The organism is Prosthecobacter debontii (genome assembly GCF_900167535.1).
Lineage (GTDB): Bacteria > Verrucomicrobiota > Verrucomicrobiia > Verrucomicrobiales > Verrucomicrobiaceae > Prosthecobacter > Prosthecobacter debontii.
In genome coordinates, this window is the sequence record NZ_FUYE01000001.1 from 103,475 (window position 1) to 122,196 (window position 18,722).

The 18,722-nt window shown below is 54.9% G+C and carries 8 protein-coding genes; 6 read left to right on the top strand and 2 right to left on the bottom strand.

Annotation, left to right across the window (positions count from 1 at the left end):
• Positions 1-39 precede the first annotated feature (39 nt).
• On the top strand, positions 40-4,635 hold the full coding sequence (gene gltB, locus B5D61_RS00490) for a glutamate synthase large subunit (RefSeq protein WP_078811340.1): 4,596 nt from the start codon (positions 40-42) through the stop codon (positions 4,633-4,635).
• A gap of 131 nt (positions 4,636-4,766) precedes the next feature.
• Here gltB and B5D61_RS00495 read toward each other — a convergent pair whose 3' ends face one another.
• Positions 4,767-5,639 carry a DUF4159 domain-containing protein gene (locus B5D61_RS00495; protein ID WP_078811341.1) on the bottom strand — a complete coding sequence of 291 codons (873 nt, stop codon included), beginning with the start codon at positions 5,637-5,639 and terminating at the stop codon, positions 4,767-4,769.
• A gap of 81 nt (positions 5,640-5,720) precedes the next feature.
• Positions 5,721-6,824: a dienelactone hydrolase family protein gene (locus B5D61_RS00500; RefSeq protein WP_245846412.1), complete on the bottom strand. Its 1,104-nt coding sequence runs from the start codon at positions 6,822-6,824 to the stop codon at positions 5,721-5,723.
• Between the two features lie 86 nt (positions 6,825-6,910).
• Between B5D61_RS00500 and B5D61_RS00505 the strand changes: the two genes are divergently transcribed.
• The 5 genes from B5D61_RS00505 to B5D61_RS00525 all read left to right on the top strand — a co-directional run bounded on the left by B5D61_RS00505 (position 6,911) and on the right by B5D61_RS00525 (position 18,677).
• The gene (locus tag B5D61_RS00505; RefSeq protein ID WP_078811343.1) at positions 6,911-7,321 is read left to right on the top strand and encodes a thiol-disulfide oxidoreductase DCC family protein; all 411 of its coding nucleotides are present in this window, start codon (positions 6,911-6,913) and stop codon (positions 7,319-7,321) included.
• 485 nt (positions 7,322-7,806) lie between these two features.
• Complete coding sequence (locus tag B5D61_RS00510; protein WP_078811344.1) at positions 7,807-8,832, top strand: TIGR02597 family protein; 1,026 nt, start codon at positions 7,807-7,809, stop codon at positions 8,830-8,832.
• 320 nt (positions 8,833-9,152) lie between these two features.
• Positions 9,153-11,687, top strand: coding sequence for an Ig domain-containing protein (locus B5D61_RS00515; protein WP_176159147.1), 2,535 nt, complete (start codon positions 9,153-9,155; stop codon positions 11,685-11,687).
• Between the two features lie 109 nt (positions 11,688-11,796).
• On the top strand, positions 11,797-16,770 hold the full coding sequence (locus tag B5D61_RS00520; RefSeq protein ID WP_078811346.1) for a choice-of-anchor D domain-containing protein: 4,974 nt from the start codon (positions 11,797-11,799) through the stop codon (positions 16,768-16,770).
• A 17-nt stretch (positions 16,771-16,787) separates the two neighbouring features.
• Entirely contained in the window at positions 16,788-18,677 is a 1,890-nt protein-coding gene (locus tag B5D61_RS00525; RefSeq protein ID WP_078811347.1) for a hypothetical protein, read from the top strand.
• The last annotated feature ends 45 nt before the right edge of the window (positions 18,678-18,722 follow it).

The following is an 18,722-nucleotide window of genomic DNA, read 5'->3' on the forward strand; positions in this document are numbered from 1 at the left end:
ACCAGGCGGTTGTCGTCTGGTGGAGGGGTTTTCTGCCCCATGAAACACCCATTCTACGACCAGGATATCCCCAATGAAGGCTCGCTCCACCGCATGGATTTGGAACGCGACGCGTGTGGCGTCGGCTTTGTGGCGAATATTCATGGTAAACGTAGTCGTGACATTTTAGAGATGGCCATCTGCGGCGTCTGCAACGTGCAGCACCGTGGAGCTGTGGACGCTGACCGCGTGACAGGTGACGGCGCAGGCGTGCTGACCCAGATCCCCCACAAAGTGCTGATGCCCGAAGTGGAAAAAATGGGTCACAAGCTGGAGCATGAGATGGATCTGGCCGTGGGCGTGTTTTTCCTGCCGAACGATGAGACCCAGCGTCTGAAGATCCAGCTCGTGGCTGAGGGTATCCTGCGTAACCGCGACATCAAAGTCCTCGGCTGGCGCGATGTGCCGGTGAACCCGAATGAGCTGGGGGAAAAAGCCCGCCGCACCATGCCCTTCATCCAGCACCTCTTCATGGAGCGTCCTGAAGGCATGGATGACAACTCCTTCGAGCGTCAGCTCTACCTTGTGCGTCGTGAGCTGCGTATCAAGGCGAAGGAAGCGAAGCTGGCAGAGTTCTACATCGCCTCGATGTCGCACCGGACGATCGTTTACAAGGCGCTGCTGTTGCCTTCCTCCTTGGAGAAGTTTTACACGGACCTCCAGAGCGATGATTATGAGACCTCTCTGGCGCTCTTCCACCAGCGTTTCTCCACGAATACCTTCCCGACCTGGGCGCTGAGCCATCCTTTCCGCATGCTGGCGCACAACGGGGAAATCAACACCGTGCGTGGCAACCGTAACTGGCTCTCCAGCCGCGCCAGCGACTTCGAGCACGAAGTGTGGGACGGTGAAGAGTGGCTGCTGAAAGATCTGGTGGATGCCAACAGCTCGGACTCCGCCAGCCTCGACCAAGCCCTGGAACTTTTGGTGCTCAGTGGTCGCTCCCTCACTCATGCCATGGGTATGCTGGTGCCGAGCGCTTATGGCATCGATCCGACAACCTCTGCTGACCTGAAGGCTTTCTACGAGTATCACGAGTGCTTTAGCGAGCCTTGGGATGGTCCTGCCGCCATGGTTTTGACCAACGGCCTTAGCGTGGTGGCCAGCCTGGACCGTAACGGTCTGCGCCCAAGCCGCTGGAAGTTGACCGAAGATGGTGTCTTTGCCCTCGGATCTGAAGTGGGCATCATCGCTATTGATGACGCAAAAGTGCTCAAGAAAGGCCGTCTGGCTCCAGGTGAAATGCTGGAGGTTGATATCTTGAAGGGCAAAGTCCGCTTCAATGAAGAGATCAAAACGGCCCTGGCTAGCCGCCAACCCTATGGCGAATGGCTGAGCAGCCGGAAGAATCTGACGGCACAGTCTCCCCAGACTCCCAAGGAAGAACTGGACATCCTTTCACTGTCTCAGCGTCAGGCTGCTTATGGTTGGACGAAGGAAGAGATCGATTTCTCGCTCGTGCCCATGCTGCAGAAAGGTGAGGAAGGCATCTACTCCATGGGGGACGATGCATCTCTCTCCATCTTGAGCACTCGCCCGCGCCTGTTGACGACCTACTTCAAGCAGCTCTTCGCCCAGGTGACTAACCCACCGATCGACCCGATCCGTGAGCGTGCCGTGATGAGCCTGGACGTAGTGCTCGGCTGGCAGCGAAACTGGTTAGGCGAAACGCCTGAGCACGCCAGTGTGGTGCATCTGACCTCGCCGTTCTTGTTTGAGAATGAGCTGTCTGACATCAAAGCTCTGCCTAACTTCCCCCATCGCGTTCTGGATACCACTTGGCCGATCGCTGAAGGCCCTGCTGGGATGAAGAAGGCCCTGGATCGCCTTTGCTATGAGGCTGAGGCGGCCGTGAATGATGAAGTTCGCATCCTGATCCTCAGCGACCGTGCGGTGGACGAAGGTCGTGCGATCATCCCGGCTCTGTTGGCGACTGGTGCGGTGCACCATCACCTAAATCGGAAGCAGGTGCGCATGCGTTTGAGCCTCGTGGTGGATACCGGTGAAGCCCGGGATACTCACCAGATGGCTTGCTTGTTCGGCTTTGGTGCCAGCGCCGTTTGCCCTTACCTGACCTTCGATACCATCCAGGAAGTGCTGGAGAATGACAAGACGGCTCGCAAGCCCGTGCTTGAAGGGGTGGAATATGGCAAGGCTCTGACCAACTTCCGCAAATCTCTGGAAAAGGGTGTGCTGAAGATCATGAGCAAGATGGGGATTTCCGTCCTCAGCAGCTACACGGGTGCGCAGATCTTTGAAGCTGTCGGTATCGGCAGTGATGTCATGACCTATGCCTTCACTGGCACGCCCAGCCAGATTGAGGGGATCGGATTCACCGAAATCGCTGAAGAAGCCCTGGCCCGCCACGCACTCGGTTTTGCCCAGCCTGTGCCAACGCAGGAAGAAGCCGCGAGCAATGTGGACCTCGGTGACCCTGGTTACTACCGCCCACGTCAGAAAGGTGAGATGCACGCCGTCACCGGTCCGGTGATCAAGAACTTCCACACGTTCGTGAAGAGCGGCAGCCCCGAAGACTACAGCAAGTATGTCGAGGCTCAGTTGCAGAACAGCCCTGTGGCATTGAAGGACCTGCTGGACTTTGTGCCGAGCGGTGATGGTCCGATTCCGATTGATGAAGTCGAGCCGATCGAAGACATCCGCGTCCGTTTCACGACGGCAGCCATGTCTCTGGGGGCCATCAGCCCTGAGGCTCACGAAGCTCTGGCCATCGCCATGAACCGTATCGGCGGTAAGTCGGACTCTGGCGAAGGCGGTGAAGATCCAAAGCGCTTTAAGCCGTATGAGAACGGCGACTGGGCGAACTCCAAGATCAAGCAGGTGGCCTCCGGACGTTTCGGCGTCACGGCTGAATACCTGGCCAATGCGTGGGAGCTGGAAATCAAAATGGCTCAGGGAGCCAAGCCGGGTGAAGGTGGTCAGCTGCCAGCCATGAAGGTGAACCGCATGATCGCTCGTCTGCGTAACACCACCCCTGGCGTCATGCTCATCAGCCCGCCTCCGCACCACGATATTTACTCCATCGAGGACTTGGCTCAGCTCATTCATGACTTGAAGGAAGCGAACCCTCGTGCTCGCGTTTGTGTGAAGCTCGTTGCAGAGTCAGGCGTCGGCACGGTGGCCGCTGGTGTGGCTAAGGCCAATGCGGACATCATCCTGGTCTCCGGACATGATGGTGGCACTGGTGCTAGCCCGCTGAGCTCCATCAAGCATGCTGGCCTGCCTTGGGAGCTCGGTTTGGCCGAGACCCAGCAGGTGCTTATGCTCAATGGTCTGCGTGAGCGCGTGACGCTGCGCACGGACGGTGGTTTGCGCAATGGACGTGACATCGCCATCGCCGCGATGCTCGGTGCTGAGGAGTTTAACTTCGGCACCATCGCCCTGATCGCTCTGGGTTGTGTGTATGTGCGTCAGTGCCACTTGAACAACTGCCCGGTCGGCGTTGCGACGACCGATCCGAAGTTCCGCTCCAAGTTCAAAGGCAAGCCTGAGCATGTCGTGAACTTCTTCAATGGGGTTGCCCAAGAAGTGCGTGAGATCATGGCTCAGCTTGGCGTGTCCAAAATGAATGACCTGATTGGACGCCCTGAGTTCCTGCGTCAGCGCGAGGTTCCAGGCCACAAGAAAGCGAACATGATCAACCTCAGTCGCGTGCTGAAGGACGTGGGTAAGGATCTCGGTCAAGACGCACCAAGGATCTGTCTGATGAACCAGAATGACGGTCTCGACCAGCACCCGCTGGATGACCGCCTCATTCAGGATGCTCAATTCGCCATCAGCGATAAGCGCAAGGTCAAGCCGGTCCGCTACAAGATCAAAAACACCTTCCGTAACATCGGCACCAAGCTCAGCGGTGAGATTGCCTTCCATCACGGTAATCATGGTCTGCCTGATGGCAGCGTGGACGTCACCTGTGAGGGTAGTGCTGGCCAGAGCTTTGGCACCTTCCTCTGCGGCGGCGTGAAGCTGACTCTCATCGGTGAAGGCAACGACTACGTCGGTAAGGGCCTTTGCGGGGGTGAGATCATCCTCAAACCAAGCCCGAGACTGAACCCCGCCTGCAAGAGCTGGGAAAACAGCATCATGGGCAACACGGTGATGTATGGAGCTACCAGCGGACGCCTGTTCGCGGCAGGTCGTGCGGGTGAGCGCTTCTGTGTGCGTAACTCAGGAGCGACGGCCGTCGTCGAGGGCATTGGCGACCACGGTTGTGAATACATGACTGGTGGCGTCGTGGCCGTGCTCGGGTCCTTTGGCAAAAACCTCGGCGCCGGTATGAGTGGCGGCGTGGCTTACCTCTTGGATGAGGCAGGCGACTTCGATAAGCTGCACAACCCCGAGATGATCAAAGGTGAAAAGCTCAGCGACCCTGAAGACATCAATCAGCTCAAGAAGTTGATCAGTGATCACCTCGAGAAGACCGAAAGCCTGCGTGCCAAGGACATCTTGGAAAACTGGGCCTCTTTCGAGCCGCTCTTTGTCAAGGTCACCAGCAAAGCCGAGCCTGTGCAAGTGCCCGCTGAAGCCGAGGAAGATTCGGCGGGGCAGCCCCAGCCTCCACTGGTGAAGAATGACTGATCGAGGTCATCCCTTCGCATCGTAAAATCTAAAACCCCGCTTTTCTGGTCGCCAGGAGAGCGGGGTTTTTCTTGCTTCGGCCTGAAGAACCGGCCTGATGCGCGTTTTCTTGGTCTTCTTCGACTCCAGCTCTAATGGGTCAGAGCGTAGAAGATGATGTTGATGCCGAGTGGGTAAGCATACTTCTCGGAGAACTCGCGGAAATACCAGGGGTCGGTGCCTTCCTCCTCCCAGCCATCACCCAGATCCGTGTTATGGCAGATCATCATGACGATGCGTTTTTGATCATCGAAAATGGCCCGATAGTGAGCAGTCTGTGCATCTGGCCGCTCGGCGGTAATTCCTTGAGAACGCCCTGCCATGGCAAAGCCGACGCTGGGGATTTGAGGTTTGACCTTGAGCGGGAAGACCATGTGGAAAATCTCATGCTCCAAAGGGAGCTCAATGGGTTCTCGATCTGGGAAAATTTGCTTCAGGGCGAGGTAAAACGTGTCCCACTCTTCTTCCCCCCAAAAATCGTCCACCATGATGAATCCTCCGTTCAGCATGTACTCACGCATGGTTTTGGCATCATCGTCTGTGAGGCTGATGTGCCCTGGCTCAATCATGTAGATGAAAGGATAATGCCGCATTTGCTCGGCATTGATGTCCACAACGGCACCTTTGGGGCTGACCTGCAGCGAGGTGAGTTGCTGGAGGCGATAGCTGAAGTTCAGATCCGCATCCGGGTAATCGGTGGTCCACTTGCCACCTCTTCGCCGACCCCAACCCCAACTTTCCGAATTGTAGCGCAGCCTAGCGAAAACAAAGACATCGTTAGGCAACTCCTTGCTGACGGGCCATGTCGGGAAATCCATGAACTGACCTCCGCGACCTGCCTCACGAGGGTCTTCAGGCACCGAGCCGTCTTGAATCCCGAAGTTGGTGGGTGAAACCGCCGCTTCATCCGCTGCCAAACCCCAGCCGAGTAGGCCGAGGGCGAAGAAAGCGGGCAGTAGTTTCATGGCGGAGCAAGGGTGGATTTTACTGGACAGCCATTCTCTAGAACAGCAAAACCGCGTCCAATCTTCCTGACTTTCGATGTCTCAGGTTCCCGGTTTGCCTAGAACGGATTCGATAATCGAGTAAGCCTCATAGCGCTCCGAGTCTGGAAAATCATGCTCTGCATCGGGGTGTCGCACCGTGACATGTTCTTCCAAGCTGCGCCCGAACAGGGAGTAAACGGCACGCGCGGCCTCAGTGACTCGGTCCACGCTGTCCCACTTGAAATTGCTATCATGCAGAGGTGCATTCACAAAAAAGCGCCGTGGCGCCAGGCAGGCGACCAGTTCGTAAAAGTCGAAAGGTAGTTCCTGCGGGCGTCCCAGATAATCGCCCATTTTCGGCATGTAGCGTTCCTGTACCCACCCCTTGAGATTGCCTTCTTTGTAGTCGAGCAGGGAATCAAAACCGCAACTGGACACAACCACCTTGAGCCGACTATCCATCACTGCCGTAAAGATGCTGTTATGCCCGCCGAGCGAGTGGCCGATGGTGCCAAATCCGACTTCTTTTTTCACATGAGGCAGACTCTCCAGCAGATCCAGCCCACGCATGTTATCCCAGATGGCTTTCATCGTGCCACTGATGAATCCGAGTGCTTTCAGATCGGGCTGATACTCCGCCAGCAGAGGGTAACTGGGGGCCAGGGTGACAAATCCGCGCTCAGCTAACTCTGACGCATACTGACGGTGGGGTTTCCCACCCAGACCCACGACCACTCGGTGGCCAATGACATTTTCAGTGGGGTGCAGACATAGCACTGCGGGGGCGGGGATGCCTTGGAGAGCGGCTTTGGGAAGGCACAGGTAAGCAGGCACCCAGCCGCTGGGGCTGGACTGATAGCGGATCAGTCTCCTGATGTAGCGGCCACAGTCCACTTCTTCAATGACCTCCACATTGAGCGCACCACGCTGATTCTCGCCCGGAAGTTGACCTGCGACGGATTCAAAAGCGCGAATGGCCTCGCGACGCCGGTGTTCCCATTCCTTAGCTGAGGTTGCCTGCTTTAGAATTCCATCCGCCCCGCGATACTCGAGTAAGTGAGTGCGGCTGAGCCCCCGGAGCTTTGGAACGTTCTCCGCAGCGGCAGAGGCCCGATCAAAACTCATTCCCAAAAAGAAAAGCATAAGAGCACAAGCATGTTTCATGACGAATCAGGATTTCTCAGCATACGTGCAGCTAGAGGCGGACCTTCCTCAGGTTCCGCTGGCATCTCTTGAATTTCGTCGCCCTCATGTCCTCCACCTCGTGGTCCCATCTCCTTCTTTTTGATGGCGTCTGTCATCTATGCGATGGAGCTGTTCAGTTCATCCTCCGGCATGATCAGCAGGACAAAATTCATTTTGCCTCCATTCAGTCTGAGCTAGGCAGCCGCCTCTATCGTGAGCATGGTCTTGATCCCGATACGCCCCAGAGCATGCTCCTCATCACTCCCGACGGAGTCCTCCAAGAGAGCGACGCAGCGCTGGAGATTGCGCGACTGTTGGATTGGCCTTGGTCACTCGCTGGCCTTCTTCGCCTGATCCCTCACTTCTTACGCGATCCTGTTTACCGATTCATCGCCAGCCACCGGTATCAGTGGTTCGGTCGTCATGAACAGTGCATGCTGCCCAAGCCTGAGTGGCGTCAGCGGTTTCTGGGTTAGGTTGTTTTAATCGATCTTTGCGAGATCAGGGTTACCTCTTGGTTGTGTATTGCCTATCGACACCAGCCGGTGGATACGCCGTTGCTTTATTGTTGCGCCAGAGTTCCCTTCACATAGGCACGGCATATCCTGAGGGCAGTTGGAGCAATGATCAAAAGGGGGGAGAGGTGAAATTTGAAACCTGACAATCCGATAATGGAAGGGGTCCCAAAATGAAAAAGGAACGAAATTTCAAATGCTGATCCCCAAATTAAAAGTAAATCAACGTTTTTGCTTCGTGTGGGCTGACAAGAAATAAGAAAAAAAATTATGTCTGAAGCTGGAGGACCTATTTAGTTTGCTTGAATCTGCAATAAGCATTTTTTTATTTTATTTCGTTGCATCACAAAGTGCGAAGGAATAAAAGTTGCGGCTAGAGATTCTCTTCGAGGGTCTGTCTTCTGTTTCTTGGCCGAAACATCAGTCTCTTCTCACTTCTCCCGAACATGAATACTACTGCCTCTTGCCTCCTACTGGCTTTGTTTTCGCCTATGGTGGCTATAGCTCAATTGACTGTTTATAGCGAAATCGCGGGGTTCGACACAGTCACGGTCACAGGAACGGGAGGTGCTGAATCTAAGCTGACTTTCGCGGGAACTGAATTTTTGCAAACAGCGAAATATTCAGGAGTCGCGTCGGCCTTGGCAAGCAACACGATTACAGACGCCTCTGCGGCTTGGACAGATGATGAATTCAACGGTGACAGTGGATCTCACTATGTTGAGATTGTCAGCGTCAATGGTTCAAAAACAGCCGCCGGGGTAGGGGCCACCCGAACGATCATCAGAACTACGTCTAATACGATTACGTTAGAATCTGGTTTACCAGCAGGGCTAGGATCGCCAGTGGAGTTTCGAATTATCAGTCATTGGACTTTGGCAACCATTTTTGGCAGCACTAATACAGCAGGTTTGCAGGGCGGATCCGTGGTTTCTGCAGACCACGTCCAATTGTGGAACGGAACGGGTTACGATAGCTACTATTATCAGACGGCCGGTATTGGAGGCGCAGGTTGGCGAAAAGTGGGGAATCAATCCTTGGATGCCAGCAACACGGTCATCCGCCCCGATCAAAACGTCATCATCAAGCGTGTCGGCGGCGCAAGTGTTTCTCTCGTGCTCAGCGGCTGGGTGAAGACAGGCCCGAGCTCCTTGGACATCGTGCCTGGATTCAATTTTGTGCCGAACCCTTACTCTGTGGCAATGACTCTTGCGAGTTCCGGCTTGTATAACGGAAATGCGGTTACGGGGATCGCTGGAGGCAATGTTTCCTCGGCTGATCAAGTGCTGCTGTGGAATGGGACTCGTTACGAGACCTATTATTATCAAAATGCAGGCATCGGGGGCACGGGTTGGAGAAAGGCGGGAGAGCAATCTGTGGATGCCAGCGGTGCGACCATCTTGCCAGGGAGTGCAGTTATCTTACGTCGCAAGAATCCAGCCGGATTTACCTGGGTCATGCCACAACACTAAGCAGCAATCTGATTATGAAATTCAGGACTCTTCTTTTCATCATTGCGGCTTCGTTCGCGTCCACCGCTCCTGCGGCGACAATCAATTGGTCCGCTAGTGTCAATCACGGCTTCAGCCTGGAAAACCTTGACGCTTTGCCCGTGGGTTCGCTAGTGCGTCTCGGGTGGTTTCGTGATCCGACCAGCGGTCAGCAACTGACAGATTCACAGATCCAAGCGCTCAAAAAGACACCTTTGGAATTGGATAGCCGATTTGTGGAAGCAGGTCGCACGACCATTGGCGCAGGTTTTGACCCTGCCGTGGCTGGCCACTTTGCTGCTGTGAATATCGTCGATACCAGTGAGACGGGCCTTAATTTGGCAGGCAAGCAGATGTACATCTGGGTGCTGAATGCGGCGACTGTAGGTGCGGCAACTGAGCAGGCCATCCTCTATTGGAATATTGCCGACACGACGAGTAATCCCGATGGAATGGCAGACAAGCCCGGAAATTCCTGGCGGTTTCCCACGGAAGCCGCTTATCCAGTCTCTACGACGATCGACATCAACGATCTAACAATCGGTGCAGGCGGACCTTTAGCCTCCGGTGCTCGCCTTGTCGTTGGGAAGTATCCCAATGGAACCTCGCCCACGACAGGGATTTCTAACTTCGGCCTTTCTGCATTGGATCAACCCTTGGACGTGGTCACCCCGTCAATGATCGCGGGTGGTTCTGTTGGAGTTAGATACGACCAAAAGCTTACGGCTGTAGAGGGGTCTCTCGAATATAAATGGTACCTAATCGGTGGAAAGTTGCCAAATGGCCTCTCGATGAACATTGACGGGGAGATTTATGGCTTGCCGACTTTCGCAGGTATTTATGACTTCATTCTCCAAGCCGTGGATGGTGTATCAAGCCCCGTCAGTAGATCCATCACGATTGTGATCGCGAGCACGCCACTCGTGATCACGACCAACTCTGAGCTGTCTGACGCAGGTTTGGACGCCTTTTACTCCGTTCAGTTGATCTCCAAGGGGGGCACAGGACCTTATGAATGGACATTGATCGATGGCACCTTGCCAAACGGCATGACTTTGGATGAAGATGGACTTTTGACGGGTACGCCGACTGCCGCAGGCGTGAATGAGTTCACTATTGAATGCGCTGATGCCGGTGGTCTTAAAGTCGAGCAGACTTTCCGGCTTAACGTTAGGGCTGTTGAAATCGTTTCAAATGCGACCCTCAACAACGCCTTCTTGAATGTGCCGTTTTCTCAAGCTCTCATCGCGCGAGGAGGTAAGGGCGCTTATACGTGGTCTTTGAAGTCAGGTGCACTGCCTGATGGTATGAATCTGAGCTCGCTCGGGGTTCTGAGCTTCACTCCTGGAGCAACAGGAACCTCCAGCTTCACTTTAGAAGTCAAAGATCAGAATGATGCCACAGCCACTCAAACATTCACGTTGAATGTGCTAGGTCTTCTGGCGGTTCCAGAAGTGAACACTCCCTCCTTTGATCCAGTCGATGTCGGAGAAGAATTCTATTATCAGCTCACGGCATCGAACTATGCCAAAAAATTCAGCGCTAAGGGCCTGCCTTCGGGCCTCAAGTTAAATGCTGTTACAGGGGAGATCAGGGGCCGCCCAAAAATCGCAGGTCAGTTTTCGGTGAAAATTACTGCGTCCAATGAAGCAGGGACCGGCCCGATTCTCACCGCAGGGTTACAGGTCGGTGCGCTTCCTGAGGGCGTCGTTGGTACCTTCCTGGGTAGTGTGGCTCACAACATTAGTATGAACGGTAATCTGGGTGGACGCATCGATCTCACGACAACGAAAGTCGGTGGATACACCATCAAACTCACGCAAGGTGGCAAAGTCTCCACCTTTTCGGGAGCGATGACCGTGGTCCGCAATCAGACTCCGAAAATTGAGGCCATTTCAAAAGGAGTTGAGGTCGAGTTGATGTTCGATGTCGCCAATGATTTGCTGACAGGCACAGTTACCAACTTGAGCAACGGTTCGAGTGCGTCGATTGCAGGTTGGAGGCATGTTTGGAACAAGGCGACGAAGCCAGCGAGCACGCGTGAGGGCTATTACAGCATGGGCATCGAAATTGACGACAACACAGCGACCCCTGGAATGCCTGAGGGCAGTGGCTTTGCCAGATGTGTGGTTGGACTTGACGGTAAACTGAAAATCACTGGTAAGACAGCAGATGGTAACGCTGTCACGACCGCTGGTTTTATCGGGCCTAACGGTGAAGCGCTTTTGTATCAAGTTCTCTACGGGAAGCTAGGTTCGTTGGCTGGTCGACTTACCATCGTTGAGGACGAGAACGGATTGTACTACGATAACGTGATCACGGGTATCTTGACGTGGCTGAAACCGCCGACGAAGACTCGCATCTATCCCGCGGGATTTGGGCCATTCTCCATGGATGTCTATGGCAAATATCTCGCACGTGATTCTAACTTCTGGGGGCTTACAGGAATGCCTAATCCGGCAGGATCTGCGGCATTGAAGTTTTTCGGCGGAGGGTTGTCTAGCGCGGCAATCGACCCAAGTGTGGCAGCTTTCACCTTCACGAATGCGGGTAAGGTTGTGATGCCACTTGCAGGAGGTGTGGACAACCCCGGACGAACCAGCTTGGTGATTCCTTTCAGTGCTGCGCCTACCGCAACCAACGGCATGATCAGGGGTAGTTTCAGACTGATCGATGGCCTCCTGGTGAGAAATGTGAAGTATGAAGGTATGATCATCAGGGCTCCAAACAGCACGGACAAGGCCTGTGGTTTCTTCCTCCTTCCTCAAATTCCAACGGGATCTGAGAAGCCTAAAACCAGCCCGATTTTGTCGGGTCAAGTAACGATCACACAGTAAATGCGGACCATGGGCTGGTGGGAATGTCTCATCAGCCTTCACTTCAAGCTGGGCCGGAGTTTCACAGGATGTTCTGAGGCCAGCAACCAATCTCTCCCGAAAATTACTCATGATGACCTCATCCGCCTCGTGTGCTATGGCCATTGGCAGCCTGATGCTCTCCTTCCGCAAGCAAGCGGGAGCTTGGATGATCCTCTGCATTGTGGCGTGTCTTCCACAGCCTGAGGCCAGTGCTGCACCCTCCGCCTTTGGCCCACCGGATGGCCAGGGAGTCTTTGATATTACGGCAACTGTGCCTCCGGGGCATGGCACGGGCTTTTTCGAGATGTCCACGGACGCAAACTTCGGTCTGGAAGTGACCACGAAAGCGGGCGTCCCAGAGACATCTGGATTGGCGGATGGCGCCGCCGCCTTGGCTAAGTTCAGCAATCCGGCCGCTGTGGCTAAGGATGCCTCGGGCAATCTTTTCATCGCGGACAGTGGTAACAATTGCATTCGCATGGTGAGTCCTTCGGGTGTCGTGAGCACCATCGCGGGTTCATCGATCTATGGTTTTGTCGATGGTCTCGGGAGTGTCTCCAGATTTGCCTTTCCTTGCGGCGTGGCGGTGGGGCCGGATGACAATGTTTATGTCTCGGATACCAACAACACCTGTATCCGTAAATTGATCCGCCCAGCAGTTGAAGGTGGTGCTTGGATGGTCACGACCCTGGCCGGCACGAACTCCTCAGGGTTCTTTGATGGCAGTGGCTCTGCAGCGCGCTTCAGTTCACCTCAGGGCTTGGTGGTCGCGGCGGATGGTAGCATATTTGTGGCCGATGCTGGTAACCACCGCATTCGCAAGGTAACCTCGGGCGGCAGTGTGACCACGTATGCAGGGACGGGTTCGGGTGGTGCTTTTGCTGACGGTGCAGCGGCCTCCGAGGCTCGCTTTAATTCTCCTTATGGCGTGGTTCTGGACAGTGCAGGCAATCTTTTTGTGGCTGACCGTTTGAACCATCGAATTCGTAAGGTCACTCCTGGTGGTATTGTGAGCACCTACGCAGGCTCAGGATCTGCAGGTTCCGCCGATGGCACACTCTTGGCTGCGACATTCAATGGCCCTGTCGCCCTCGCGATCGACGCTTTTGACACCTTGTATGTGTCGGATGAAAACAATCACAAAGTCCGTCGGGTGTCGCCAGCTGGTGGTCCTGATGAGGTGACATCGGTTGCTGGCAGTGGTGTCGAGGGGTTTACCAATGATCGGGCCGAATTGGCCGAGTTTAATTTCCCTGCTGGTTTGGTGGTCGCGGATACCGGCGATATTATTCTCGCGGATAGTGAGAACCATTGCCTGCGTAAGATCACTGCGACGGTGGCTGTGGCTGCGGTGGGAAATCCCACTGTTCCTGAAGTCAAAGCGACCATCAATCCCGCGGCTCTTGGAATCCCTCCGGGCACCTATTATTTCCGCTGGAGAGCAGGCGACTGGACGGCTCAAAACGAGGGCCTGAACAAATACATCACGACCGTCGTGCCTGGAGTGGTCACGGCGGCTGCTAATCCTGTGAATGCTGGAGAAGCGACGCTGAATGCGAAGGTTAACCCACGAGGTCTGCCCGTCACTCAGGTGAAGTTTCAATACACCACCGATGAAGATTTCCTAGCCCCATTGGAAGCTTCTGGCTCGCCTCTTCCAGGCAGTGGCAGTGCCGATGAGGATGTCTCATACGTGCTTTCTTATCCGACCAACACTTTGCCTGGCACCGTCTATTATTTTCGGGCAGTCGCCATCAATGATTATGGCACCGCTGTCGCGACGGATATTCTTTCCTTCACCGTGCCCACCACGAAGGTGGTGACTGAAGCGGCCACCAACATCATCCGCACAGGTCTGCTTAGCCACGAAGCAACCTTGAATGCTACGATTGATCCGAAGGGAAGTGCGATGACGGTTTCCTTTGAATATTCAACGGAGCCTTTGTTGTTTGATGCGTGGCAGGTCAGCACGGCCATCCCTTCTCCGAATGCCAGTGGTGCGCGCGGTTTGGCGGTCGATTCGACCGGTCATGCTTACTATTCACGCCGTGAATTGCATCGGATCGATCAGTCTCCATCCGGCCCTAGCATTGGTTCGGGGGCCGCTGGCTTTGTGAACGGTGATTTTACCACCGCTCAGTTTGATAACCCCACGGCAGTTGCGCTTTATAACCCAGACGTAGCGACCAAAATCCTGTATGTCGCGGATGAGTTTAACCATTGCGTCCGCAAGGTGGACCTGATCAATGGAACGGTCACTACCTACGCCGGTTCCGGGATTGCAGGCTACGTTGATGGCGCGGCGGCTTCGGCCCGCTTCCTCTATCCTTCGGGTGTGGCTGTGGATGCTGCGGGTAACGTTTATGTGTCCGATACAGGCAACCATCGGATCCGTAAGATCAGTGTCGGGACAGATACGGTCGTGACCATTGCTGGCACCGGTGTCGCGGGGCTCACGGATGGCCCTGGTGTAGCCGCTCAACTCAGATCCCCCACCGCTCTGACAGCTGCACCTGATGGCACGCTCTACGTGGCGGACACGGGCAATCATCGCATCTGCAAGATCACCACGGGTTATGATGTCACGGGCATCGCTGGTGATGGCACGGCGGGTTTTGCAGACGATACCGATAGCGATCCTACCACCTATTCACGGTTTTCTTCGCCCAGTGGCATCACGTTGGATTCGGCCGGAGTTCTTTTCGTTGCTGACCGTGGCAACCATCGCGTTCGTCGGATCGCTGTGGATGGTACTGTGACAACCATCGCCGGATCTGGCATTGAGGGTAAGATTGACTCTCCGACGACGGGAACGGGTTTGATTCCTGCGAAGGCTACCCGCTTTTCGTCACCGACGGCCCTTGGTGTGGATGGTTCAGGCAATGTGTTCGTCACCGAAGAAGGTTCCAATCAGGATGTGAGGAAAATCTCTCCGATCCCTGTGACGACGGTCACGGTCACCCCTGATTTGATTGCGCATGGTGATCAAGCGGCGAGCAAGGCAACACTCGTCCTCTCGCCTGGAACGACCTATTATTATCGAGCTGTGGGCGACAACCGATTGGACGGGGTGATTCAAGGCGAGATCGAGAGCTTCACCACTTATACCGAGCCTGCCATCAATGTTTATGACGGGGCGACCACGAGTGCTCCCGTCTTAAGTCAGCCTCAGACAACCACCATTGATTTTGGTATCATGGCAATCGCCACGGATACGGTTCGGCAATTCACCATTTCCAATGATGGTGGCTGGCCGCTGACAGTGAGCTCGATTGATGTTCCTGCTGGATACACCTATACCGGAACGATTTCCGTGATTCCTCCAGGTGAATCTCGCACCTTCTCCGTGACGATTACGGCTGCATCTGCGGGCATTTATTCGGGCAACGTCGTGGTCAGTTGTGACGATCCGACACGCCTCAGCTTTGTGTTCCCGATCACGGGTAAGAAGGTCAATCCTCCGATCATTCACTCCGTTGAACTCCAAAACCTGACTCTGACGCCGACGGGTGCAACGCTGGTGGCTGACGTGGATCCGAATGGCGCGGAAACCACCTTTGAGTTTGAGGTTTCACCCGGACCGGATTTTGAAGGCGTGCGGGTGACGACGACGGCTGGATCAACTTCTGGTTATGCCGATGGTACAGGTGTTGCCGCTCAATTTAACAATCCTAAAGGCTTGGTCGCCGATGCTGATGGAAATGTTTACATCGCGGATACGGCCAATCATCGGATCCGTAAAATGACACCCGAAGGAGTGGTCAGCACTGTTGCTGGCACTGGTGATGCGGGTTTTGGTAACGGCCCTGCTCTGGCCGCTCAATTCAATGAACCGATGGGTCTTGCGTTGGGAAGTGACGGCACGATTTATGTCGCCGATAGCAAGAACCATCGTATCCGGGCGATCTCCTCAGGCGGCACCGTGACAACTTATTCCGGCACTGGCGAAGCGAGCTTTACGGATGGTGTTCGTGACGCGGCTCGCTTTTATCATCCCGTGGGATTGGCGATGGATGCAGCGGGCATCCTCTATGTGGCTGATCGCGACAACCATCGTATCCGTAAGGTGGCCTCAGATGGGAGTGTGAGCACGCTAGCGATCTTAGATCCTGCTTCCACACCGACGGGCATTACCGTCAGCGGAGATGGCTCTGTCTATGTCACAGACACGGCTGAGCATGTCGTTTATAAGATTACGAGTATCGGTGCAGTCACCATCTTGGCAGATTTAGGAACTGGTATTCCCGCTGGCATTGTGGTGGACGATGCCTATGAAAAAATCTTTGTGGCCGACCAAGCGGCACACATCGTCCACAAGATCACTCTGGATGGAACCGTGGCCACTTGGGCAGGCACCGGTGTTCAGGGCACGGTCGATAACCTCGGCACCTCAGCTCGGTTTGACACGCCTTATGCCTTGGCACTTCTGAAATCGAGACATGTAGCAGTGGGCCAACTCGGCAATTCGCTCCTTCGCCAAATCACCCCGACAGTAATCAAGGTGCCTGCAGCATCTGTCCTCACGGATCCAGGCGGGATTGTTTCGCTCGAAGTTACCGGTTTGGACCCTGGTATCATCTACTACTACCGTGCCATTGCGGTGAGCGTGGGGGGGCGCACCATCAGCTCCACACCCCATCTTCCGGTGGGGACGGAGTTCACACTTTGGCAGATTGATCACTTCGGTGATGATGCCGCAGATCCCTCCATCGCCGGACCCGGCGCGAATCCTACAGGTGACCACGTCTCGAATCTGTTGAAGTATGCATTGGGCCTTGATCCGAATGTTTACTTGCAGCCCAACGACCCCCGCTTGCCAACGGTCGGCTATGACACCACCGCCCCCGGCTACCTGACCCTCACGGTTCATCCTGATCCTGCCGTAACCAACGTCCGCCTCTTCTTTGAGTCTTCCGCGGATAAGGTCAATTGGTTCGAAAGTGATGTCATCACCACGACTGACATTTCGGGTAATCTGAAGGGAGCTCTGCCTTATGCGCTCCCGCAGAATCCGCCACCGAAACGGTTCCTGCGCCTTGGCGTCCAACTCTTGCTGCCGTGATCTGTAGAATTCCACTCATGAAATGCTCCCCTAACTCGAACTTCTGGTCTGCCCTTGCAGTCCTGACGGCAGGCATTCTTCTGTCGGTTCCTGCTTGGGCTCAAGAAGTGACTCAATCGGTTACGCTCAATCCAGGTTGGAACTCCATATGGTTGGAGGTTGAGCCGACGGGGGCAGACGGTTACCAGAAAGCCCCCGAGGTGGTCTTCAATAACGCGGCGATCGAAATGATTGCCACCCCTAAGCCCCTGTCGAGCACGGCTGAATTCTTCGCGGAAGATCCTGGAACGATCGGCACATTCAATCAGGATGGCTGGCAGCAATGGAATAAAACCGATGCCCCTGGCACGAGCGACCTCACCTTAGTTTTTGGGAATCGACCGTATCTGATCAAAGTGGCTCAAGGCACGGTGCCTTTTTCGATTCCGATCACTGGTAAGGTGCGCTTCTTCCGCCCAACTTGGACGCCTGATCGTTACAATCTGATTGGCTTCGGTTTGCAAGGAACACGCACCTTTAATGATTTCTTCGGTCCGTCTGGAACCAAGCATGCCGTCAGCAAGATCTTCCGCCTGAAAACCAATGGTGATTGGCAACTGGTGAATGGGAGTGACACGATGGTTTCCAATCAAGCGTATTGGGTCTTCTGCAATGGCGCCTCGAATTATATGGGCCCAGTGGCGGTTGATTTTGATTTTTCCAGCTCAGGCCGACTGGATTTTGGTGGTCCTTCAGATGCTCTCGAGGTCGGTCCTAGTGTTCCTCCTGTGGAACTCGATCTCAAAGAAATCGTCTTCACCAACCTCGGAACTACAAGCGCTGTGCCAGAACTCGATCTTGTGGCAGTCACTCCCGGTTTGGGGTCGTTGGCTCTCTTTGTGGTTAACCCATCCTCCACCGGCTTCGGCTACGTGCGGGGCAATCAGGTGGATACATCCGTGGCCGCTGGTTCGAGCGCGTTGGGAGAAACCGTTGCCAGTCAAACCACACGCACTCTGAGTCTTGGTGCTCAGCGTAACTGGACCACGGGTGGTGTTGGCCGCTTGAATCTCTATCGCGTTAAGACCAGTGCCACCGGCGCTTCCTTTTACCTGCCCGTCACAGCGACTCTCAATAACTCAGAATATACGGCGTCCACGACACCTCTTAGTCCAGCAAGCGAAAGAACGGGACTTTGGATCGGTGAGGTCATCGTTGATTCTGCGACCAGCATTGTCGAAAACGGCGCTCCCGTGAAACCCGCGGCGGTTAAAGCTCCCGCGCGCATTATCATTCACTACAATGGCACGACGGCACGTCTGCTTTCTCAAGTGACTTTGATGCAGACCAAGACGGCAGACGCCGATGTCGCCCCCACGCCGGTGCTCGTCGTTGATCCAGCCAGAATTCCTTTCTTTGAAGGGATCAAGGAACGTAACGGCAAACGCGTGGGCGTGAGGATGGAGAGTGTGGCGTATGACATGCCGCGCAAAATGGATGCGACCAGCCAGGCTGCCATTCTCAGTGATCCTGCTTATCCTGGGCTCACAGCTGCCGGCCTTCCGGCCTTCTTGGTGTCTCGCACCGTCCGCCCACCCTCTTTGAAGGAGGTCTATGCTCTGAGCGTGGATCTTGCTGGCACCCTCGGGGCGAGTGGCACTCTCTCTACGATTTCTGGTTCGTTGCATCTGGATCCGTTCCATCGCAGCAACCCCTTCCGTCATCCTTATCATCACGACCATTCCTTCGGTCCCTTCATCTATCGAGATTTGAAGATCGATTTCGATTCCAATCAACCTCTCGGTGATGTTCTCCGCGGAACTTACACTGAGACGATCAAAGGACTCATCAATTCCAATTTGACCCTGACGGGTCGTGTTGAACTCCGGCGTGTCAGCACAGTCGCCACCCTCGAAGGAACCCCTTAGGACTCCCATGATTTCCCCAGCAATCATTTCACATCCAGTTCACAG